Origin of the sequence: Mesorhizobium xinjiangense (genome assembly GCF_009749525.1) — a bacterium.
Classification (GTDB): domain Bacteria; phylum Pseudomonadota; class Alphaproteobacteria; order Rhizobiales; family Rhizobiaceae; genus Mangrovimarina; species Mangrovimarina xinjiangensis.
Genome location: NZ_WOAC01000003.1, coordinates 158,539 through 179,583, shown reverse-complemented (window position 1 = coordinate 179,583; position 21,045 = coordinate 158,539). Strand labels below are relative to the sequence as shown.

The window sequence follows — 21,045 nt, the reverse complement described above, 5'->3', positions numbered from 1 at the left end:
AACTATCCGCCGTTGACCAACCCCAAAATCAACCGGTGCACATTGCCGCCCTCGCTCATCTCCACGCGGTCGAACTCGCGGCTTCGGGCGCGCTGCTCCTGCGACAGTTGGACGAGACGCTTCTTCAACACCTGCCGGACTTTCCGACACCCGGGATCGTTCGCCACGGCGAGGCCGACGGAGAAAGCCTCGATCTTCTTGACCATGTCGACGATGATCTCGCCATGCACGCGCTCATGCGCCGCGATGCCGTCGATGAACGTATCCCAGCTTCGCTTCGTCGCCGCAGGCAGCGGCCCGGAGGGTTTCGGAAGCTTGTAGATGAAGATGAGATGCGGCCTGGCCGCGGCCAGCCGGCAGGCGCCGGCCTCTTCGCGATAGTCGCGCGACCATTTCAGATCGAAGGTGGTATAGGCGACCACCCGGCCGATACCGACCTTGGGGCCGTTTTCGCCGATCGAGCGGTAGAGCGCGATGCCGCTTTGCCCGGAGATCGCGTAAGGCTCGACGCGCTCCACCGCCTGCCAGTCGGCACGGGCGGGCGCAGCAGCCAGTGCAATGACGGCGAAGATCAACAGGCCCGTTCTCATCGTCCCTCCGGATTGGGTGCTTGAGCGCAGCCTAAAGCATATTGCGTTCGGCTTGCCGCAAATATTTCGAATGGCGTGGCACCCCTTCGCACCCCCTCTGCCCTACCGGGCATCTCCCCCTCAAGGGGGAGATCAGCCTTCACGACCGCCTTTGTCAATTCTTGACGTCGCAGAAGGAGCCGGGCGCTGGAACTCGCCTTTGCAAATGCCTGCCGTTCCGTCGCCTTTCCCTCAATCTCGACCGGTGTCTACGGCTATCCGAAGGACGCGGCAGCGCATATCGCCGTGTCGACCGTCGCCGCCTTCCTGGCGCAAGGCGACATGCCCGAGCGCGTCATCTTCTGCTGTTTCGACGATGCGGCGGCGAGACTGCACCACCAGGCGATCACGGCATCGCGAGAGCGCTGAGCGCTCCGGGCCGACGATCCCTCCTCTCCCCCAGAAGAACGTATGGCAGGAGATGTCCGGAACCGGTCGAAGCGACTTTATGTTGATATAAACGCATGTCACAGTTGCGCAGGCGGCATTCAAGGGAGGAACCAATGGCTTCGAACTTCTTCTGGTACGAACTGATGACCACCGACCTCGACGCGGCAAAGGATTTCTACACCAAGGTCGTGGGATGGACGCATGATACCTGGCCCGGCGAATTCCCCTATATAATCATGAAGCCCGAGGGCAGCGAGCAGGGCGTCGGCGGGCTGATGACAATCCCCGAGGACGTGAAGGCGATGGGCGTGCCACCCATGTGGCTTGGCTATATCCACGCCGCAGACGTCGACGCGGCAACCGAAAGCCTGCGCGCTGCCGGCGGCAAGGTGCACCGCGAGCCCTCCGACATACCCGAAGTCGGCCGCTTCTCGGCGGTCGCCGACCCGCAAGGGGCGACCTTCATGCTGATGACGCCCAACGGGCCCGACCAGCCCCCGCTGCCGGCAGGCGCGCCCGGCACGATCGGCTGGCACGAACTCTATACCGGCGACTGGAAAGCCGCGCTCGACTTCTATTCCGGCCAGTTCGGCTGGACCGGCGACGAGGCGTTCGACATGGGCGAAATGGGCACCTATCAGCTCTTCTCGGTCGACGGCAAGCAGACCGGAGGCATGATGGACAAGCCGCCGCAGGCGCCTGAACCGGTGTGGCTGTTCTATTTCAACGTCGCCGACATCAACGCAGCCGCCGAGCGCGTGAAATCCGCCGGCGGCACGGTCACGCTTGGTCCGATCGAGGTGCCCGGCGGCGACCACATCATTCAGGCGCAGGACCCGCAGGGTGCCATGTTTGCCCTGATGCAGCGGACTTCCTGACGGCTTCGGCCCGGAGCTCCGGCACGTGCAAACAAGCTGGTGCAAATCTCTGCGCTGCCCGCTATTGATGGGCACGCAGAGGAGGCTCCATGTTTTCCAAGATCCTGATCGCAAATCGCGGCGAGATCGCCGTCCGCATCATCCGCACCGCGCGCCGCATGGGCGTCCAGACCGTCGCGGTCTATTCCGATGCCGATGCCCGCGCGCTGCATGTCGCCATGGCCGACGAGGCGGTGCGCATCGGCCCGGCCCCGGTTGCCGAGAGCTATCTCAGGGCCGACGCCATCATCGAGGCGGCAAGGCAGACGGGTGCGAAGGCGATCCATCCCGGCTACGGCTTCCTGTCAGAAAATCCGGATTTCGTCGATGCGGTGAGCGCCGCCGGCCTCGTCTTCATCGGTCCCTCGGCCGCATCCATCCGCGCCATGGGGCTGAAGGATGCGGCCAAGCGGCTGATGGAAAAGGCTGGCGTGCCGGTGGTGCCCGGCTATCACGGCGAGGCCCAAGCGCTGGTGCTTCTGGCGGGCAAGGCGAAGGAGATCGGCTATCCGGTGCTCATCAAGGCGCGCGCCGGCGGCGGCGGCAAGGGCATGCGCCGGGTCGATCACCCGGACGACTTCGCCGACGCGCTGGCCAGTGCCAAGCGCGAGGCCAAGGCCGCCTTCGGCGACGAGGCGGTGCTGATCGAGAAATATATCGAGAAGCCGCGCCATATCGAGGTGCAGGTCTTCGGCGATAATTTCGGCAATGTCGTTCATCTGTTCGAGCGCGACTGCTCAGCCCAGCGCCGCCACCAGAAGGTGATCGAGGAGGCCCCTGCCCCCGGCATGACGGAGGCGATGCGCGCGGCGATGACCGAGGCCGCCGTCAAGGCTGCCGAGGCGATCGGCTATTGCGGCGCCGGCACGATCGAGTTCATCGTCGATGCATCCGAAGGCCTCAGACCCGACCGTTTCTGGTTCATGGAGATGAATACGCGCCTGCAGGTCGAGCATCCCGTCACCGAGATGGTCACCGGCGTCGATCTCGTCGAATGGCAGTTGCGAGTGGCCGCGGGACAAAAATTGCCGAAACGCCAGGACGAAATCACGCTTGCGGGTCATGCCTTCGAGGCGCGCGTCTATGCCGAGGACCCGGCGAAAGGCTTTCTGCCGGCCGTCGGCACGCTGCATCATCTGCACTTTCCAGAAATCCACGAAACGGGAGCGAAATTGCGGGTCGAAACCGGCGTGCGCCAGGGCGATGCGATATCGCCCTATTACGATCCGATGATCGCCAAGCTCGTCACCCATGCCGGCGACCGGCCAGCCGCCTTGTCCGCCCTCGCCCGGACGCTGGAAGCGACGGAGATTGCCGGCTCGACGACCAACATTCCCTTCCTCCTGGCGCTGGCAAGCGAGGCCGATTTTGCCGCCGGCGATGTCGACACCGGCCTGATCGACCGCAAGCGGCCCGAACTCACCGCACTGCCCGGCCCGTCACGTTCCGTGCTCGCCCATGCGGCCCTTGCCGCGTCCGGCTATGCAGAGGCCAGGAGCGCGGACCCGTGGGACGCGTTCACCGGCTATACTCATTTCGGGACGATCGCCAAGCGGGTCAAGCTGATCAAGGACGAAGCGCTCACCACGGCCAGCGTATCGATGCGACCGGGCGGCAAGGCGGCAATCGCTCTTTCCGGCGAAGGAGGCGATATGATCGTCGACGCCACCGACGGTGCGCGCATCGTGGCATGGCCGGGTCATGTCACCGTGTTCGAAAGGGCGGTCGGACACACGTTCCGCATTCCCGATCCATTCGAGGAGGCGGCGGACATTGCGGCCGGCGGCGATGCGCTGCGCGCCCCAATGCCGGGGCTCGTCAAGCTGGTCAAGGCGGAGACCGGCGCGATGGTGAAGAAGGGCCAGCCGCTGCTCGTGCTGGAGGCGATGAAGATGGAGCATACCATCGCCGCCCCGCATGACGGGGTGGTCGCCGAAATCGCGCCGGAAGGCGCACAGGTGTCGGACGGCACGGTGCTGGTGCGGTTCGAGGAAGGCTAACGCCAACCGCTCCACTCCGGTCCACAATGCAGGAAACCGCGCCAGCCATTGTGAATTTGGCCGATCGCGGTTCCTGTTGTCTGCAGCCCGCCCGCTCTTGCCGGCCGGTGCGGCTGCCTCCCTGCCTATTTGCTTTCTGGCTCGCCTACTTAATGCGCCGTCATCCATTCGCGCGCTTCGCGCAGCGCCTTTGCGATCTGCGGCTTGGACATCGTGGAGGCGAGATCGGCACGCAGGCCGGCGGCGCGCTCGCTGCCCTTGATCGCGGCGATGTTGAACCATTTGTGCGCCGCCACCATGTCGACATCACAATCGCGGCCGGTCGCGTACATCATGCCGAGCTCGAGAAGGATGTCGGCCTGAGCGGTCGTTCCGATATCGCCGAAACCGGCGTCAAGCATTTCAAATCGTGCCATTGTCCCAGTCCCTGTCTTGCAGCAATCGGCGGGTCTGTTTTCTGTGCGCCCGCTTGTCTTTCGATGGTTGCGAGAATGCCGGATGGGCTTGAATGCGTCGTTAAATGGCGTGCTTAATTTGAAGAAAACAAAATGAAAACAAGCGGTAAACGTAGAAATTCGTTAAGGATGGGAAGGCAGCGATTGTGCGGCATCCGGCTCAAATGCGCTTAAAATCCGACTGCCGTGGCGAAAGGAAACGCTAACCACGCCGCATGGTCGCCGGTCACCGAACGGTCACAAGCAGCGTTATCTGATCCGGCGGCAGCGTATGGCCAAATGCAAAGAGGCGACCCGTCGGGCCGCCTCTTTCGTCTGGATGATCTGCAATTCCGGGCGGAGAACCGGTCTCGACCTCTCGGCAATGCGCGCCAGATCAATATGCTGGAGCATGCACCTTTCGCTCAAACGTTGCCGTTTGAGCGGGACATGCTCTAGGCGCGCGCCTTCTGGCCGAAAAGCACCTTCTTGGCCTCATCGTCATTGGCGATGTTGCGGCGGTATTCCTCGCCGACCGCCAGGCCACGCTCGACGGCCGGGCGCGCCATGATGACTTCGAACCAGCGCTTGAGATTGGGGAAGTCTTCCAGGTCCTGCCCCTGGTTCTTGTAGGGCTTGACCCAGCCGACGCAGGCCACGTCGGCGATCGAGTAGTCGCCGGCCAGGAAGTCACGGTCGGCCAGGCGCTTGTTCATGACGCCATAAAGGCGATTGACCTCATTGGTGTAGCGGTCGACGGCATAGGGAATCGTCTCCGGCGCATATTGGCGGAAATGATGCGCCTGGCCGGCCATCGGACCGAGACCGCCCATCTGCCAGAACAGCCACTGATCGACCTCGACGCGGGCGCGCTCCTCGGCGGGATAGAAGCGGCCGAACTTGCGGCCGAGATATTGCAGGATCGCTCCGGATTCGAAGACAGAAATCGGAGCGCCGTCCGGGCCTTGCGGATCGACGATCGCCGGCATGCGGTTGTTGGGCGATATTTTCAGGAAAGCCGGCTCGAACTGCTCGCCCTTGCCGATATTGACGAACTTGACCTCGTAGGGAACGCCAAGTTCCTCGAGCATGATGGAAACCTTCCAGCCATTCGGCGTCGGCCAGTAGTAAAGTTCGATCGGCTTTGTCTGCTCTGCCATGCCTGTCTCCAGTCTCTGCAATCGCAAGTGTTCGCCTCACAGATAACCAGTCGCGGCGCGCGGGCAAAGAGGTGCGCGGCGTCAATTATTTTGAACGTCGGATGAACGGCCCCCTCAGAACGGGTTCAGGCCCCTTCGGGCATAACGGGCGGCAAGAAGGGAGCCAACCGATGCTCATACGCCGCTTCGCCATCGTTTGCCTGCTCATCGCGCTCTTCGGCGCCGGCCTTTCGGCCGCCGTGACGCAAGCGCAACGCATGGCCGACCAGCGGCCGAATGGCGTGTTGGTTCCCTGTTCGTTCGACGACCGTCCGGCCTGCCTGCAGCCGCAGCATGGTCGAGGCTGAAAGGAACCGATGCCATGACACCGAGCTTCGCACGACTGTGCCAGATCGCCGCCACATCCTTGCGGCTTGCCGTGCTCCTGACGTTTCTGGCAGTGCCGGTCCTGTCCATCCCAAGCTTTGCCGGCAATGGCGGCACGATCATCGACGGCACATTCAAGCATTCGAGCGGTGCCGGGCTGGTGATCGTGGCCGGGCTGAAGAGGGCGCGGTGAAACAACAGATTCTTGGCCTGTGCCACTCCCCTGTCGCAATATCTGTCTCTATAATGGGACATGGACAAGCAAATTTACCCACAACCCATTCAATCGGTCGCGCGGCCAGAGCCGCTCGCCCGCCAGAGCTTCAACGACGCGGACGCCGCGGTGAAGGCGCTGCGCACCATCTATGAACGCAACACCGCGTTCCTGCGCGATGCCTTCAACAATCTCGCCAAGTCGGGCGAAAGCGGCCAGCGCTACCGTGCCTTCTATCCCGAACTCGGCGTCACGGTCTCCTCCTACGACCATGTGGATACGCGGCTCGCCTATGGCCACATGCCCTCGCCCGGCCAATATGCCACCACGGTGACGCGGCCGGATCTGTTCGAACCCTATCTCGCCGAGCAGATCCGCCACATCATCCGCAATCACGGCGTGCCCGTCACCATCTCGGAATCGGAAACGCCGATCCCGATCCACTTCGCCTTTCTGGAAGGAAGCTATGTCGAGGCGTCGGCGGCCGACCATATCAAGCGGCCGCTGCGCGACATATTCGACGTGCCCGACCTCAACGCAACCGACGACCATATCGCCAACGGCACATTCGAGCCGGCGCCGGGCGAGCCCATGCCGCTGGCACCGTTCACCGCACAGCGCATCGACTATTCGCTGCACCGGCTGTCGCACTACACCGCGACCAGCCCGCGCCATTTCCAGAACTTCGTCCTGTTCACCAACTACCAGTTCTATATCGACGAGTTCATCGTCCTGGCGCGCGACCTGATGGCTCGCGGGGGCGGCGGCTATTCGTCCTTCATCGAACCCGGCAATATCGTGACGCCGGCCGGCCAGGACCAGCCCGAGGGCGACCCGTCGCTGGTGCGCATGCCGCAGATGCCGGCCTATCACCTGACCAAGCCCGGCCATGGCGGCATCACCATGGTCAATATCGGCGTCGGCCCCTCCAACGCCAAGACGATCACCGACCACATCGCGGTCTTGCGGCCGCATGCCTGGCTGATGCTCGGCCATTGCGCGGGCCTGAGAAACAGCCAGGCGCTCGGCGATTATGTGCTGGCGCACGCCTATGTGCGCGAGGATCACGTGCTCGACGACGACCTGCCGGTCTGGGTGCCGATCCCCGCGCTCGCCGAAATCCAGGTGGCGCTGCAGGAAGCGGTGGCGGAAATCACCGGCCTTGCGGGCTACGACCTCAAGCGCATCATGCGCACCGGCACGGTGGCCACGATCGACAACCGGAACTGGGAACTGCGCGACCAGCGCGGTCCGGTGCAGCGGCTCTCGCAATCGCGCGCCATCGCGCTCGACATGGAATCGGCCACCATCGCGGCCAACGGATTCCGCTTCCGCGTGCCCTACGGCACGCTTCTTTGCGTCTCCGACAAGCCGTTGCACGGCGAATTGAAGCTGCCCGGCATGGCGACCGACTTCTACAAGCGCCAGGTGGCCCAGCACCTGACCATCGGCATGAAGGCGCTGGAGAAACTGTCCGAAATGCCGATCGAACGGCTGCATTCGCGCAAGCTGAGAAGTTTCTCCGAAACCGCGTTCCAGTGAGGCACGATGGCGCCACCTTTTTGGCGCCGCATTTGCCGGGTTAGACGTTCCGCATGGCGAGAGGGGCAACAAAGGAATTGGCGAAAAGCCGGTTGGAGAGCGCCGTTCTCGTTGTCGCGGTGGGGTCGGCCCTCGCCCTGGCGGGCGGCTATTTCAACGATCTTCACCCGGCGCTCGACTCGTTGGCGCATTTTCGGCTGCATCTCGGGGCGCTGACCGGCGCCTGCGGCGTCGCGTTGCTGTTGTTGCGCAACCTGGCGGCAGCGGCGCTCGCCTTGGTCATTGCGGCAGCGACGCTGGCGGGAACCTACACGCCCTTTTCAGCCAAGGCCGGCGCCGGCGCCGGCGGCCCAGCGGCGCATTACCGCTTGATGCAGCTCAATCTGCGCTTCGATCACCACGACCCGGCCAGGGTGCTCTCGACGATCGCCCACGAAAAGCCCGACGTCGTCACGCTGGACGAAGTTTCAATCATGTGGCGCGGCAAGCTCGATCCCCTGAAGGCGTCCTACCCGTACCGAATCATATGCCAGACGACCAATCCGATCGGTGCGGTGGCCATCCTGTCGCGCCGGCCCTTTGTCGAGGGTCGGGCACCGCGTTGCGCCGACCGCGGCAGCTTTGCCGTCGCGCCGATCGATTTCGGCGGGCGGACCGCCGAGATCGTGGCAGTGCATCTGGGTTGGCCATGGCCTTATGGTCAGACGGAACAGGTCGCCGATCTGGGGCGCGAATTGGAGACGCTGGGCGACACGGTGCTTGTGGCCGGTGACTTCAACGCCGCGCCCTGGAGCGCGACGGTGCGCAATGTCGCCCGGGCCGGCGGGCTTGAAATCGCCCGGGGGATCGGCCCGACATGGCTGCACCGCGCGCTGCCGGACATGCTGCGGCGCACGATCGGCCTGCCGATCGATCAGGTGATGTGGAAAGGAAGGCTCGACGTCCTGAATGCCGTCACCGGCCCGAACGCGGGCTCTGACCACCTGCCCGTCATCGTCGATTTTACGCTCCGACCCGGGGCAGACGGACCAATCGCGCTGGCCCGGGCGGGGTAATGGTGGCTCGGCTTCGAGCCACTGAGCTTGGTCGCGCCTTCACATGTTCGGATAGACCGGTCCTTCGCCGGACTCCTTCGTTAACGGCGGTCGAGACGGACGCGGTCTCTCCTCACATGTTCGGATAGACCGGTCCTTCGCCGGACTCCTTCGTTGACGGCGGTCGAGACGGACGCGGTCTCTCCTCACATGTTCGGATAGACCGGTCCTTCGCCGCCTTGTGGCGGCACCCAGTTGATGTTCTGGTTGGGATCCTTGATGTCGCAGGTCTTGCAGTGCACGCAGTTCTGCGCGTTGATGACGAAGCGCGCATCCGGGTTGCCGGGGTGGGCGGCGACCGAATTGCCGTCGGCATCCACCCATTCATAGACGGCGGCCGGGCAATAGCGCGTCGAGGGCCCCGAATAGACATCGTATTCCGAAGCCTTCTGCAGTTCCGGATCCTTGACCTGCAGATGGATCGGCTCGTCTTCTTCGTGATTGGTATTGGACAGGAAGACCGACGACAGCCGGTCGAAGGTCAACACCCCGTCGGGCTTGGGATAGGCGATGGGCTCGTGCTCGGATGCCGGATCGAGCGAGGCGTAGTCCGGCTTGGCGTGCTTCATCGTGCCGAAGAGCGAAAAGCCGAACAGCGTGTTCATCCACATGTCTAGGCCGCCGAGCCCGATGCCCAGATAGAGGCCGAAACGCGACCACAGCGGCTTGACGTTGCGCACCTTCTTCAAATCCTTGCCGATGTCGCCGCCGCGCCAGGCCGCCTCGTAGCCGTCGATCTCGTCATTGGCGCGGCCGGCGGCAACGGCTTCGGCCACGTGCTCCGCCGCCAGCATGCCCGACAGCACCGCATTGTGCGAGCCCTTGATGCGCGGCACGTTGACAAAGCCGGCCGAGCAGCCGATGAGCGCGCCGCCGGGAAAGGAAAGCCTCGGCACCGACTGGAAGCCGCCTTCGGTGATGGCGCGCGCGCCGTAGGAGATGCGCTTGCCGCCCTCGAAGGTGCCGCGGATGGCCGGGTGCGTCTTGAAGCGCTGGAACTCCTCGAAGGGCGACAGATAGGGGTTCTTGTAGTTCAGATGAACGACGAAACCGACGGCCACCTGGTTGTCTTCCAGATGGTAGAGAAACGAGCCGCCGCCGGTCTTGGTGCCGAGCGGCCAGCCGAAGGAGTGCTGCACAAGGCCGGGCTTGTGGTTTTCCGGCTTGACCTCCCACAATTCCTTCAAGCCAATGCCGAATTTCTGCGGCTGGCGGTCTTTCGACAGATCGTATTTCTCGATCAGCTGCTTGGCGAGCGAACCGCGCACGCCCTCGCCGATCAGCGTGTATTTGCCGAGAAGCGCCATGCCCGGCGCGTAGTTGGGCCCGTGTGTTCCGTCGCGATGCACACCCATGTCGCCGGTCGCCACGCCGATCACCGCGCCTTCGTCATTATAAAGCACTTCGGTGGCGGCGAAGCCCGGATAGATCTCGACGCCAAGGGCTTCCGCCTTGGCGGCGAGCCAGCGGCAGACATTGCCCAGCGAGACGATGTAGTTGCCGTGATTGTTCATCAGCGGCGGCATGAGGAAATTGGGCAGCTTCAGGGCGCCGGCCGGCCCGAGCATCAGGAACTGGTCGTCGTTGACCGTCGTCTTGAAGGGATGGTCGCCCTCCTCGCGCCAGCCGGGCAGCAGCCGATCGATGCCGACGGGATCGACCACGGCGCCCGACAGGATATGGGCGCCGACCTCGGCGCCCTTTTCGAGCACCACGACGGAAAGCTCCGGATCGAGCTGCTTGAGGCGGATTGCCGCTGCAAGTCCGGCCGGGCCCGCGCCGACGATGACGACGTCGAACTCCATGCTTTCACGTTCTGTTTCGCTCATTCCTGCCTCCGCAACTCGTCACGCCATTCGGCGCCGTCCCTTGGTTGGTCGTCCCATAAACTCGGCTCGCCGAGGACTCAAATGTCGAACGCGCTGGACCAGCGTCGTTCCGACGCTGCGATACCACAACCCGCCGCCGCGTCAAAAGCAAGCAGACGGCCATGCCGGCATGTCGCATGAATATTACCTTCACGTAAACGTCAATGTCGTCCTGACGATTGGTCGCATATTTTGCACCGCGCCCGATCTGCGCCATATTGAGACAAATGGCGACACACAAAACCGTGGCAAGCGCGATCGCGGCAGCCGTGACGGCGTTGCTGAGCGGTGTGGTCTGGACCGTTCCGGGAAACGCCGAGGAGGCGGCATCGGCGACCTGGCGGGCCGGTGCCTACAGCTTTTCCGACGAGAAGGGCGGATTTCGCATTCTCGCTGTGTCGGGACGCGGAACCGCGGACGATCCCGTCGTCATCGACCAGGAATTCTATTCCGCCAGTCCGGTCACGCTGGTCATCCGCACCGAAGCGCCGATCAAGCCCCATGCGGTGGAGGAAGGCTTCGTCAACGGGTTCCTCTACGTCCTTATCGTCGCCCGCAACGCCAGCGAACTGGCCTGGACCGAGTTCGAATTCGAGCTGCAGGAAGTCCTCGGCCAGCCGAGCGTATTTGGCGACGGGCTGTCGTTCGACCAGCGGCGCACCGAAGGCGACAACCTGACGGTTACCGGCTTCTCGCGTTTCAGCCGCGACTTCGAGCCCTATGACCGGCTTTTGTTTCGCGACGGCTTCGTCGATCCCGGCGAGATGGCGCAGTTCGGCTTCCTGATTTCCGACTTCACACCGGTTGAACGGTTTTTCCTCGTCCAGGATCCGCGCATTCCCTCATCCTGACGGTCAAAAGAGCCACCGGCGCGCGCTTGCCGGTTAACGGCCGGCGGCAGGTGGTGTAGAGGAGAACGATCGAGCGCGCCGCAACGGACACCGACTTTGCCCAGCCTACGCGACATATTGCACTTTTACGCCGACAGCGGCGTCGACGAGGCGCTCCAGGAGCAGCCGGTCGACCGGTTTGCCGCAACGGCAATTGCTGCGCGCCGACCCCCCGCTGCGCCTGCGCCCTCCCCTTCCCCGGAGCCCGGCGCCGCCAGACGCGGAGACACGGAGGCAACAGCACCGGCGAGCAGACCGTCCAACCGGACGGACGCATCGAGGAACGAACCCAGGCTCTCCGTGCCAGACGAAGCGCAGGCGCTGCGCGCGCGCGAACTGGCGCGCCAGGCGGCCACGCTCGCCGAGTTGCGCGACCTTCTCGCCGGCTTCGACGGCTGCAATCTCAAATCGACGGCGAAGACCCTCGTCTTCGCCGACGGCAATCCGAATGCCGGCGTCATGTTCGTCGGCGAGGCGCCGGGCCGCGACGAGGACCTGGAAGGGCTGCCCTTCGTCGGCCGCTCGGGCCGGCTGCTCGACCGTATGCTGGCGGCGATCGGCCTGACGCGCGACAGCGCCTATATCGCCAACGTGATTCCCTGGCGGCCGCCGGGCAACCGCACGCCCACGCCGCTCGAGACGGAAATCTGCCGCCCCTTCATCGAGCGCCAGATCGAGCTCGCCAATCCGAAGGTGCTCATTACACTGGGCGGACCGTCGGCCAAGGTGCTGCTTCATGCGCAGGAAGGCATCTTGAAGTTCCGCGGCAAATGGCGCACGCACGAGACGGCGGGCGGCCTCGCCGTTCCCGCCATGCCGACGCTGCACCCGGCCTATCTGTTGCGCAACCCGGCGCACAAGCGGCTGGCCTGGCGCGATTTTCTCGAAATCAAGGCGAAGCTGCGGGATCTCGACGCGGGCTGACGGCAACGGAGTGGCCGGCGGTGGCAACCGCGTTTGGGTCTTTACGCCCCCTCCACCGCCTTCGGCGGTCCCCCTCCCCCGCTTCGCAGGGGAGGAGCCGACGGCATCACTTGATCCTCCCCCGTAAACGGGGGAGGGGGACCATGCGAAGCATGGTGGAGGGGGTGGACGCGCGCTTGGGGGGAGAAGTCCGGGGATTTGGCTCCCCGCCCTCGGTCTCCCGGACGTTTTCATCTTCAAGCGGCCGAACGGCGCAGGCCGACGAATTGCAGCTCGGCGAACAGCGCCACGGTGAGGGCCTGGGCGGCGACGAAGACATAGCCGAGCAGATTGGGCGCGACGGCGCCCGCGAGCAGGATCGCGAAGCTTCCCGCCACCCACAGCGCGTTGATGGCGATGATGTCGATCAGCACCAGGCGCGACACCGTCTCACGCCGGGCGACGACGGCCAGCACCAAAACGAACGGGATGAGCGCGAGACCTGCCCAGAACAAAAGCGCGGCGGGCAGGCCGGTGAGCGGGTCGAGCACGCCCGCCCCGGCGGCCATGACAAAGGCGGCCGCGCCGCTGACGAGGGCATCGGCAAGAAGGGCCTTGCGCAGGAAGGGAGTGATGGTGACGGTCATTGCGGGTCTCCTCGGTTGGGTTCGCGCCGGCGCTGGTCTTTCAGCTCGCGCCGACTTGTCCCGAGGATGGCCCGGCCAGGTCGTGCTGGCGATTACGCGGGAGGTAATGCGATCAGCATAGAGCATTGGCCGGATCGGCCGCACGCGTGCAGCGACTCGTCGGGCGCAGGAGATCCTTGCTGCGCCGCCGGAAACAAAAGGCAAAACAAAATAAAATTTGAATAATCACAATAGATATACATCAACCATTCTGTGGTTAAGACCTGTTTCACCTTACTTCTTAACGTGACAGCAAGAGGCCGCGTGTAGAACGGATCACGCCTGATACAGGAAGCTGTCACAACAGAGGAACTTGACAATGAACATGATCAAGCGTTTCGTCCGGGATGAATCCGGCGCCACCGCCATCGAATACGGCCTCATCGCCGCCCTGATCGCCGTCGTCATCATCGGCGCGGCTTCGGTGGTTGGTACGCAGCTCGACGCGACCTTTGACAAGGTTGGCGATACGCTGACGACGGCCAACACCGCCCAGTAAGACTCTGTTTCCTTGACAGAGTGCTGAGGGATCGCCAGCTTGGCGGTCCCTTTTTTGTTTGGGCAGGACAGATCGGGCCACTGCCTCAATGGCAACATTCCTTCTCGTTCGTTTTCCTTCCGCTTTGCCCGCTCTCTCACATTACCTCTCGCGTAATAGAACGCAGAACACGCCTCGGCTAAGCTGGGCGCCATGGAACCAATTGCCGATACAGCGCCGGATGCCGGCGCCCTCATCCGCCAATGGCGCACGCGCCGCCGCCTGAGCCAGCTCGCCCTGGCGTTCGAGGCCGACATCTCGCAGCGCCATCTGAGCTTTGTCGAAAGCGGCCGCTCCGTGCCCTCGCGCGACATGGTGCTGCATCTTGCCGAACGCCTGGAAATCCCGCTGCGCGAGCGCAACCGCATCCTGCTGGCCGCCGGCTATGCGCCGGCCTTTAGCGAGCGCCGGCTCGACGACCCCTCGCTCGATGCGGCGATGCGGGCGGTCGAACTTGTGCTCAAGGGACACGAGCCCAATCCCGCGCTTGCCGTCGACCGGCACTGGAACCTCGTCAAGGCCAATGCCGCTTTGGCGCCGCTGCTCGACGGCGTGGCGGACGCCGCGCTGCTTGAGCCGCCGGTCAATGTGCTGCGGCTCAGCCTGCATCCCAAGGGACTGGCGCCGCGCATCGTCAATCTCTCCGAATGGCGCGACCACCTCCTGGAACGGCTGCGCAAGCTCAACGACACGATAGGCGATGCGGGCCTGGTGGCGCTGGAAGAAGAATTGAAGGCCTATCCGGCGCCGCACCGTACTGCTCCGCCGCGCAAGAGAGCCGACGGGGCGCTGGTCGCCGTGCCGCTGAAAATCAGGACGGGCGCGGAAACGCTCTCCTTTATTTCGACCATCACCGTCTTCGGAACGCCGCTCGACGTTTCGCTGTCGGAACTCGCCGTAGAATCCTTCTTTGCCGCCGATGAGCGCACGGGCGAGGTATTGAGGGCCATGGCGGCGCAGCGGGCAGCACAGGGATCGACGGCGCAGTGAGCGTGGTCATCATCGCCGCGGCTCGCCTCGGGGACAATCACGTTTGAGCCTGCATGCCCCCTCCACCATGCTTCGCATGGTCCCCCTCCCCCGCTTCGCAGGGGAGGAGCAGGCGCCGCAACCACGGGGAGCCGCCGAAGGCGGTGGAGGGGGCAAGTGCGACATCCCCGCCCAAGAGCAGGAAACCTCACCCCTGCGGCGGCGTGACCTTCCGCGCTTTGCCGCGCGGCAGTCCGAGCCGGTTTTCCCGCCAGATGATGAAGAGCCCCGCCGCCACGACGATCGACCCGCCGACGACGACATGGGCGGTCGGGACCTCGCCGAAGACGAAGAAGCCGATGACGATGCCGAGCAGCATGGAAGTGTATTCGAACGGCGCAATGGTCGACAGCGGCGCGTGGCGGTAGCTTTCCGTCATCAGGATCTGCCCCACGCCGCCGAAAATGCCGGCCGCGATCAGGAGCGAAGCCTGCCAGGCATCCGGCTGCACCCAGCCGAAGGGCCAGGTGGCAAGCCCGGCGACCGTCGCCGTCAGGCAGAACCAGATGACGACCGTCGCCGTCCTTTCCGTCTGCACGAGACGGCGCACCTGCAGCATGGCCATGGCCGAGATCGCCGCGCCGACAAGCGCGGCGATGATGCCGACGGCCTCGCCGTCGCCAAGGCCGGCGCCCGATGTAAGAAGCGTCATTTTCGGCCACGAGACGATGATGACGCCGATGAAGCCGACGATGACGGCGCTCCAGCGGAAAATGCGCACCGTCTCGCCCAGGATGAGCGCGCTGAAGACGACGACCAGCAGCGGCTGGGCATAGTTGAGCGCGATCCATTCGGGCAGCGGCAGCCGGGTGAGTGCGAAAAAGCCGAGGCCCATGGCGCCGACGCCGACGAGGCCGCGCGTGATGTGGCCGAACGGCCGGGTCGTGTAGAGCGCCGTGGCAAGCTCGTGCCGCCAGGCCAGCATGACCACGACCGGCAGGATGGCGAAGAAGGAGCGGAAGAAAACGACCTGACCCGCCGGCACGCCCGGCGCCGCCTTGATGCAGGACGACATGGTCACGAAGGCGCAGACCGACAGGGTCTTCAGCGTGATTCCCGTCAGCGGGCGGGCTGTATCGGCCGAAAGAACGCTCACTTCATCGTGGCGTCCCGGATCGCTTGCCAGATGCGCATCGGCGTCGCCGGCATCTCGATATGCCGGATGCCATAGGCGCGGTAGAGCGCGTCGGTGACGGCGTTGAGCGCGGCCGGCGTTGAGCCGATCGTGCCCGCCTCGCCGGCCCCCTTCATGCCCATCGCATTGGTGGTCGAGGGCACGTTGCGCGTCTCGAAGGAAAACGACGGCACGGTGTCGGCGCGCGGCATGGCGTAGTCCATGAAGCTCGCCGTCAAGAGCTGCCCGTCCTCGTCATAGACGGTGTTTTCGGTCAGCGCCTGGCCGATGCCCTGCACCACGCCGCCATGGACCTGGCCGGCCAGCAGGATCGGATTCACCGTGGCGCCGAAATCGTCGACGATGGTGTAGCCGACGATCTCGGTCGTTCCCGTCTCCGGGTCGATCTCGACCTCGCAGATATGGGTACCGTTGGGATAGGTCGCTTCGTCCTGGACGAACTCGCCGAAGCCTTTCAGGTCGTCCGGTGCCTTGGCCGCCTTGGCAACGGCCGCGAAATCCATCACCCGGTCGGTGCCGACGATGCGCGCCGTGCCGTCGACGAGTTCGATGTCGGCGGCGGAAGCCTCCAGTTCGTCAGCGGCGATCTTCCTGATCTTTTCCGACAGCTCCTCGCCGGCGCGCGCCGCCGAGACGCCGCCGAGCGGGATAGAGCGCGAGCCGCCCGTGCCGCCGCCGCTCGCCAGGCGGTCGGTGTCGCCCTGGTGGACCTTGATGCGCTCGATCGGCAGGTTGAGCTTGTCGGCGACGAACTGGGCATAGGCGGTCGCGTGGCCCTGGCCGTTCGACTGGGTGCCGATCAGAAGCGTCACCGTGCCGTCGCCGTTCAATTCGATATGGGCGGGCTCGGAACCGGCAAAGGCGCAGGCCTCGATATAGGTCGCAAGGCCAAAGCCCCGGATGCGGCCGCGCGCCTTCGCCTCGTTGAGCCGTTCGGCAAAGCTCGTCCAGCCGGCGCGTTCCAGCGCCGCCTCCAGATGGCCCTCGAACTCGCCGACATCGTAAACCCGGCCGGTCGGCGTCCTGTAGGGGAACTGCTCCGGGCGGATGAAATTGCGCCGACGGATCTCGTCGGCCGGCAGGTCCATCTCGCGGGCGCATTCGTCGACCAGCTTTTCCAGAAGCAGCGCGGCTTCCGGCCGTCCCGCCCCGCGATAGGCATCGACCGGACAGGTGTTGGTGAAGACGCCGAGGATAGTCACGTCGAGCGCCTCGATATCATAGACGCCGGTCGACATGCTCGCCCCGACAAAGGGAATGAACGGCCCGTATTGCGAGTTGTAGGCGCCCATATTGGCGATCAGCCGGATGCGCAGGCCGAGGAAGCGGCCCTCGCCGTCCATCGCCATCTCGGCTTCGACGACGTTGTCGCGCCCTTGCGCGTCCGTCAGGAAATGCTCGTTGCGGTCGCCGGTCCATTTGACCGGCCGGCCAAGCCGCTTCGCCGCTTCGAGAACCAGCGGATATTCGCGATAGACGAAGGTTTTGGGCCCGAACCCGCCGCCGACATCGGGGGTGACGACGCGCAGCTTTTCCGGATCGATCTTCATCACCTGGCCGGCAATGACGGCGCGCATGGAATGCACGCCCTGCGATCCGGTCGTCAGCACGAAGCGGTTCTCGTCATCCTTCCACTCGCCGATCGCCGCACGCGGCTCCATGTAGTTGCAGACCAGGCGGTTGTTGTGAAAGCGGACCTTGGCGACTTTCCCGGCCGCCGCGAAGGCGGCATCCGTTTCGCGCGCCTTGCCGATCCGGTATTCGAAGGACCTGTTCGTGCCGAGTTCGGGCCAGACGAGAGGCGCGTCCGGCGCCAGCGCCTCGGCCGTGCCGGCAATCGACTCCTCATCGTCGTAGTCGACCTCGATCAGTTCGGCCGCGTCCTGAGCCTCGCCGCGGCTGTCGGCGACGATGAATGCAACCGCATCGCCGACATAATGCACGCGATCGCGGCACAGGACCGGAATGTCGCGCGTCGGCGCGATGCTGCCATCGGGCTGCTTTTGCATGACGCCCGATTTAAGGTCGCCGAGATGAGCGGTGTCGGCGCCGGTCAGCACGAGATGCACGCCGGGCGCCGATCGGGCCTCGTCGAGAGACGATATGGTGAAACGGGCATTGGCAACCGGCGAGCGCAGGACATAGCCGTGCAGCACGCCCTCGGGCGCGATATCGTCGGTGTAGCACCCCTTGCCGGTAATGAAGGCCGCATCCTCGACACGGAGAACGGATGCGCCCATCCCAAATTTCGGCGTCAAGACGGTCATTGATACATCCGGTGAGTGAATTGGAAGTGATTGCGGTGGTATGGGTGGACATAGTTTTGTCGCTTGAGAGAATTGTGTAAAGGGCAAGAGGCACGAAATGTTGGGGCCAGGTCGCCCTGAAATCTGAAGTTGCAGTGCGTCAATACGGGATAGGTGGCTATGCGGACCGATACGGGCCAGGTGTTCAAGCTCGAGGACTACCGTCCTTCGGACTACCTCATCGAGCGGACGAACCTCGTCTTCCGTCTGGATGCCGAACGCACCGAGGTCGTGGCCGAACTTGCCGTCAGGCGGCGCAATGGGGTGTCCGACGACGCGCCGCTCATCCTCGATGGCGACGGGCTCGACCTCGCCGGGCTCGAGATCGACGGCATTGCGGCCAATGCCAATGCCTATACCGCAGCGCCCGACCAGCTCACCATCCATGCCGTCCCTGCGGACAGGCAATTCCGGCTTAAAATCGTCACCCGCCTTTCGCCCGACACCAACAAGGCCCTGATGGGCCTTTACCGCTCCAACGGCGTCTATTGCACGCAATGCGAGGCGGAGGGCTTCCGCCGCATCACCTATTTCCTCGACCGGCCGGACATTCTGTCCGTCTATTCGGTGCGCATCGAAGCCGACCGCGATGCAGCGCCGCTGATGCTGTCGAACGGCAATCCGGGAAAGCGCAGCGATCTGCCGGACGGGCGGCATTTCGCCGAATGGCACGACCCGCACCCCAAGCCGTCCTATCTCTTCGCGCTGGTGGCCGGCGACCTGGGCGTCGTGCGCGACACGTTCCGCACCATGACGGGACGCAAGGTGGATCTCGCCATCCATGTCGAACACGGCAAGGAGGCGCGCGCGGCCTACGCTATGGACGCGCTGAAGCGCTCCATGGCCTGGGACGAGGAAAAATTCGGCCGCGAGTACGACCTCGAGGTCTTCAACATCGTCGCCGTTTCCGATTTCAACATGGGCGCGATGGAGAACAAGGGCCTCAACATCTTCAACGACAAATATGTGCTGGCCGACGAGGATACGGCCACGGACGCCGATTTCGCCAATATCGAGGCGATCATCGCGCATGAATATTTCCACAACTGGACCGGCAACCGGATCACCTGCCGCGACTGGTTCCAGCTCTGCCTCAAGGAAGGGCTGACGGTCTATCGCGACCACGAATTCTCCGCCGACCAGCGCTCGCGCGCGGTCAAGCGCATTGCCGAGGTGCGCACGCTGCGCGCCCATCAGTTTCCCGAGGACCAGGGGCCGCTGGCGCATCCTGTGCGTCCGCGCCGCTATCGCGAGATCAACAATTTCTACACGGCAACCGTCTACGAGAAGGGCTCGGAGGTGGTGCGCATGATCCGCACCATCCTGGGTGGCGAACTGTTCCGCAAGGGCATGGACCTTTATTTCAAGCGCCATGACGGCGAAGCGGCCACCGTCGAGGATTTCCTGCGCGTTTTCGAGGACGTCTCGCGGCGCGACTTGTCGCAATTCGCTCTATGGTATCATCAGGCCGGCACGCCGCATCTGGCCGTCGACGCTCGGTATTCAACCAGCGAGCGCGCACTGACGCTGACCATCGAGCAGTCCGTGCCGCCGACGCCCGGCGAAAGCCGCAAGCGGCTGATGCACATACCGCTGGCCTTCGGGCTGGTCGGCAGCGACGGCAAGGATCTCGACTGGAGCGCAGTCGAGGGCGCGACGGTGAGCGACGGCGTGATCGATGTGCGCAAGCGGCGCCACACGGTGCGCTTCGAGGGCGTCGAGGAACGGCCGTGCCTGTCGCTCAATCGCGAATTTTCCGCGCCGATCACGATCTCGGCCGAGGAAACGGAGGAAGACCGCCTCTTCCTCGCCCGTCACGATAGCGACCTGTTCTCGCGCTGGCAGGCGCTGAATACGCTGATGACGGATGCCCTCATCGCCGCGTCGGGGAAAGTCCGCGGCGGTCGCGCGCCCCAGATGCCCGGAAAATTGATCGCATTGTGCGGCGAGATCGCTGGAAGTCACGAACTCGAGCCGGCCTACCGGGCACTCGCCCTGACCCTGCCCTCCGAAACCGACATTGCGCGCGAGATCGGCTCCGATATCGACCCCGATGCCATCCTGGCGGCACGCAACGCGCTTGCAGCCGCCATCGGCAAGGAGAATGGCGCGGCCTTTGCGCGGCTTTACGACGAACTGGCCGACACGGGCGCCTTCAGCCCGGACGCGGCAAGCGCCGGCAAACGGGCGTTGCGCAACGTGCTGCTCGACTACCTGGCGGCAGCCGGCGATGCCGAGCGGGCCGACGCACAGTTCCGCGCCGCAACCAACATGACCGAACGGGCCGCAGCACTCGGTGTCCTCGCCAACCGTCATCCGGGCTCGCCTCAGACCCTCGCCGCATTGACCGCCTTCGAGGAACGGTATCGCGGAGATCCGCTGGTTCTCGACAAATGGTTCACGATCCAGGCGGTCGTGCCCGGCCACGAAACGCTCGACACCGTGCGCGCCCTGACGAAGCACCCGGCCTTCCAGTTCGCCAATCCCAATCGGGTCCGTGCTCTGATCGGCGCCTTCAGCAGCGCCAACCAGACCGGCTTTCATCGCCCCGACGGCGAAAGCTACCGCTACTTTGCCGACATCGTTCTGGAGATCGAGCGCGGCAATCCGCAACTGGCCGCGCGCCTTGCCACCACCTTGCGCTCATGGCGTCAATTGGAGCCGGGCCGCAGGGCCCTGGCCCGCGAGACGCTTCAGCGCATCGCTTCGGCCGAAGGCCTCTCGGCGGACCTGCGCGACATCGTGGAACGCACGCTCGCTTAGAACATTTGATCTGGCGCGCATATCTTTGCTTCAAACGTTTCCGTTTGAAGCAAATGCGCTCAAGCCGCCTGTCCCTTCCGACCGAAACGCCTGTCAAAACGGGCCAGTTAGGTAAAATTTTACGAAATAACCGCGCCGGCACTGGACAAGGCGAATCACCTTTGATTCTTTAGTGGCGATT

General features: G+C 64.4%; 19 protein-coding genes and 1 pseudogene. 13 read left to right on the top strand and 7 right to left on the bottom strand.

From position 1 onward, the window contains the following. Positions 1–2 precede the first annotated feature (2 nt). Positions 3–590, bottom strand: coding sequence for a DUF922 domain-containing Zn-dependent protease (locus tag GM909_RS05075; RefSeq protein WP_157015126.1), 588 nt, complete (start codon positions 588–590; stop codon positions 3–5). Between the two features lie 186 nt (positions 591–776). Between GM909_RS05075 and GM909_RS26255 the strand changes: the two are divergent. From GM909_RS26255 to GM909_RS05060, 4 genes and pseudogenes are all read left to right on the top strand, one after another. Next, positions 777–863: pseudogene (locus GM909_RS26255) on the top strand (macro domain-containing protein); the annotation flags it as partial. A gap of 12 nt (positions 864–875) precedes the next feature. Continuing rightward, on the top strand, positions 876–998 hold the full coding sequence (locus GM909_RS26250; protein WP_268890740.1) for a macro domain-containing protein: 123 nt from the start codon (positions 876–878) through the stop codon (positions 996–998). A gap of 134 nt (positions 999–1,132) precedes the next feature. Next, the gene (locus GM909_RS05065) at positions 1,133–1,897 is read left to right on the top strand and encodes a VOC family protein (RefSeq protein WP_157015124.1); all 765 of its coding nucleotides are present in this window, start codon (positions 1,133–1,135) and stop codon (positions 1,895–1,897) included. A gap of 89 nt (positions 1,898–1,986) precedes the next feature. After that, positions 1,987–3,936, top strand: a complete 1,950-nt coding sequence (locus tag GM909_RS05060) for an acetyl/propionyl/methylcrotonyl-CoA carboxylase subunit alpha (protein WP_157015123.1) — start codon at positions 1,987–1,989, stop codon at positions 3,934–3,936. A gap of 149 nt (positions 3,937–4,085) precedes the next feature. Here the strand turns inward: GM909_RS05060 and GM909_RS05055 are convergent, their stop codons facing one another. After that, positions 4,086–4,352: an SEL1-like repeat protein gene (locus GM909_RS05055; protein WP_157015122.1), complete on the bottom strand. Its 267-nt coding sequence runs from the start codon at positions 4,350–4,352 to the stop codon at positions 4,086–4,088. Positions 4,353–4,825: 473 nt separating this feature from the next. After that, complete coding sequence (locus GM909_RS05050; RefSeq protein WP_157015121.1) at positions 4,826–5,530, bottom strand: glutathione S-transferase family protein; 705 nt, start codon at positions 5,528–5,530, stop codon at positions 4,826–4,828. A 170-nt stretch (positions 5,531–5,700) separates the two neighbouring features. On the opposite strand from GM909_RS05050, the gene GM909_RS05045 reads away from it, so the two are divergent. Genes GM909_RS05045 through GM909_RS05030 form a run of 4 tightly spaced genes read left to right on the top strand, consistent with a single transcriptional unit; the run spans position 5,701 to position 8,707 of the window. Next, on the top strand, positions 5,701–5,877 hold the full coding sequence (locus tag GM909_RS05045; protein ID WP_157015120.1) for a hypothetical protein: 177 nt from the start codon (positions 5,701–5,703) through the stop codon (positions 5,875–5,877). 14 nt (positions 5,878–5,891) lie between these two features. Beyond that, positions 5,892–6,089 (top strand): hypothetical protein, encoded by a 198-nt coding sequence (locus GM909_RS05040; RefSeq protein WP_157015119.1) that lies wholly within the window; start codon positions 5,892–5,894, stop codon positions 6,087–6,089. A gap of 60 nt (positions 6,090–6,149) precedes the next feature. After that, a complete protein-coding gene (locus tag GM909_RS05035) occupies positions 6,150–7,652 on the top strand; it encodes an AMP nucleosidase (protein ID WP_157015118.1) in 1,503 nt (500 codons plus the stop codon). A gap of 53 nt (positions 7,653–7,705) precedes the next feature. Further along, positions 7,706–8,707: an endonuclease/exonuclease/phosphatase family protein gene (locus tag GM909_RS05030; protein WP_157015117.1), complete on the top strand. Its 1,002-nt coding sequence runs from the start codon at positions 7,706–7,708 to the stop codon at positions 8,705–8,707. A gap of 185 nt (positions 8,708–8,892) precedes the next feature. Here GM909_RS05030 and GM909_RS05025 read toward each other — a convergent pair whose 3' ends face one another. Further along, positions 8,893–10,575, bottom strand: coding sequence for an electron transfer flavoprotein-ubiquinone oxidoreductase (locus GM909_RS05025; RefSeq protein ID WP_157015116.1), 1,683 nt, complete (start codon positions 10,573–10,575; stop codon positions 8,893–8,895). A gap of 266 nt (positions 10,576–10,841) precedes the next feature. Between GM909_RS05025 and GM909_RS05020 the strand changes: the two genes are divergently transcribed. Then, entirely contained in the window at positions 10,842–11,465 is a 624-nt protein-coding gene (locus GM909_RS05020) for a hypothetical protein (RefSeq protein ID WP_235911656.1), read from the top strand. Between the two features lie 96 nt (positions 11,466–11,561). After that, complete coding sequence (locus GM909_RS05015; RefSeq protein WP_157015115.1) at positions 11,562–12,428, top strand: uracil-DNA glycosylase; 867 nt, start codon at positions 11,562–11,564, stop codon at positions 12,426–12,428. A 236-nt stretch (positions 12,429–12,664) separates the two neighbouring features. On the opposite strand, the gene GM909_RS05010 is transcribed toward GM909_RS05015, so the two are convergent. Beyond that, positions 12,665–13,054, bottom strand: coding sequence for a hypothetical protein (locus tag GM909_RS05010; protein WP_157015114.1), 390 nt, complete (start codon positions 13,052–13,054; stop codon positions 12,665–12,667). Between the two features lie 358 nt (positions 13,055–13,412). Here GM909_RS05010 and GM909_RS05005 point away from each other — a divergent pair, with 358 nt between their 5' ends. Together GM909_RS05005 and GM909_RS05000 are read left to right on the top strand one after the other, a co-directional pair. Beyond that, entirely contained in the window at positions 13,413–13,592 is a 180-nt protein-coding gene (locus GM909_RS05005; protein WP_157015113.1) for a Flp family type IVb pilin, read from the top strand. Between the two features lie 192 nt (positions 13,593–13,784). Continuing rightward, the gene (locus GM909_RS05000) at positions 13,785–14,621 is read left to right on the top strand and encodes a helix-turn-helix domain-containing protein (RefSeq protein ID WP_157015112.1); all 837 of its coding nucleotides are present in this window, start codon (positions 13,785–13,787) and stop codon (positions 14,619–14,621) included. 187 nt (positions 14,622–14,808) lie between these two features. On the opposite strand, the gene GM909_RS04995 is transcribed toward GM909_RS05000, so the two are convergent. Together GM909_RS04995 and GM909_RS04990 are read right to left on the bottom strand one after the other, a co-directional pair. Next, entirely contained in the window at positions 14,809–15,756 is a 948-nt protein-coding gene (locus tag GM909_RS04995; RefSeq protein ID WP_235911655.1) for a DMT family transporter, read from the bottom strand. After that, on the bottom strand, positions 15,753–18,062 hold the full coding sequence (locus GM909_RS04990; RefSeq protein WP_157015110.1) for a xanthine dehydrogenase family protein molybdopterin-binding subunit: 2,310 nt from the start codon (positions 18,060–18,062) through the stop codon (positions 15,753–15,755). The genes GM909_RS04995 and GM909_RS04990 overlap by 4 nt, the downstream gene beginning before the upstream one ends. 159 nt (positions 18,063–18,221) lie before the next feature. On the opposite strand from GM909_RS04990, the gene pepN reads away from it, so the two are divergent. Beyond that, positions 18,222–20,864, top strand: coding sequence for an aminopeptidase N (gene pepN, locus GM909_RS04985; RefSeq protein WP_157015109.1), 2,643 nt, complete (start codon positions 18,222–18,224; stop codon positions 20,862–20,864). Positions 20,865–21,045: the final 181 nt, after the last annotated feature.

What these genes read in the sequence shown, in the direction of transcription:
- GM909_RS05075 (WP_157015126.1), bottom strand. Translation starts at nt 590, where the DNA reads ATGAGAACGGGCCTGTTGATCTTCGCCGTCATTGCACTGGCTGCTGCG.
- GM909_RS05065 (WP_157015124.1), top strand. Translation starts at nt 1,133, where the DNA reads ATGGCTTCGAACTTCTTCTGGTACGAACTGATGACCACCGACCTCGAC.
- GM909_RS05060 (WP_157015123.1), top strand. Translation starts at nt 1,987, where the DNA reads ATGTTTTCCAAGATCCTGATCGCAAATCGCGGCGAGATCGCCGTCCGC.
- GM909_RS05055 (WP_157015122.1), bottom strand. Translation starts at nt 4,352, where the DNA reads ATGGCACGATTTGAAATGCTTGACGCCGGTTTCGGCGATATCGGAACG.
- GM909_RS05050 (WP_157015121.1), bottom strand. Translation starts at nt 5,530, where the DNA reads ATGGCAGAGCAGACAAAGCCGATCGAACTTTACTACTGGCCGACGCCG.
- GM909_RS05045 (WP_157015120.1), top strand. Translation starts at nt 5,701, where the DNA reads ATGCTCATACGCCGCTTCGCCATCGTTTGCCTGCTCATCGCGCTCTTC.
- GM909_RS05040 (WP_157015119.1), top strand. Translation starts at nt 5,892, where the DNA reads ATGACACCGAGCTTCGCACGACTGTGCCAGATCGCCGCCACATCCTTG.
- GM909_RS05035 (WP_157015118.1), top strand. Translation starts at nt 6,150, where the DNA reads ATGGACAAGCAAATTTACCCACAACCCATTCAATCGGTCGCGCGGCCA.
- GM909_RS05030 (WP_157015117.1), top strand. Translation starts at nt 7,706, where the DNA reads ATGGCGAGAGGGGCAACAAAGGAATTGGCGAAAAGCCGGTTGGAGAGC.
- GM909_RS05025 (WP_157015116.1), bottom strand. Translation starts at nt 10,575, where the DNA reads ATGAGCGAAACAGAACGTGAAAGCATGGAGTTCGACGTCGTCATCGTC.
- GM909_RS05020 (WP_235911656.1), top strand. Translation starts at nt 10,842, where the DNA reads ATGGCGACACACAAAACCGTGGCAAGCGCGATCGCGGCAGCCGTGACG.
- GM909_RS05010 (WP_157015114.1), bottom strand. Translation starts at nt 13,054, where the DNA reads ATGACCGTCACCATCACTCCCTTCCTGCGCAAGGCCCTTCTTGCCGAT.
- GM909_RS05005 (WP_157015113.1), top strand. Translation starts at nt 13,413, where the DNA reads ATGAACATGATCAAGCGTTTCGTCCGGGATGAATCCGGCGCCACCGCC.
- GM909_RS05000 (WP_157015112.1), top strand. Translation starts at nt 13,785, where the DNA reads ATGGAACCAATTGCCGATACAGCGCCGGATGCCGGCGCCCTCATCCGC.
- GM909_RS04990 (WP_157015110.1), bottom strand. Translation starts at nt 18,062, where the DNA reads ATGACCGTCTTGACGCCGAAATTTGGGATGGGCGCATCCGTTCTCCGT.
- pepN (WP_157015109.1), top strand. Translation starts at nt 18,222, where the DNA reads ATGCGGACCGATACGGGCCAGGTGTTCAAGCTCGAGGACTACCGTCCT.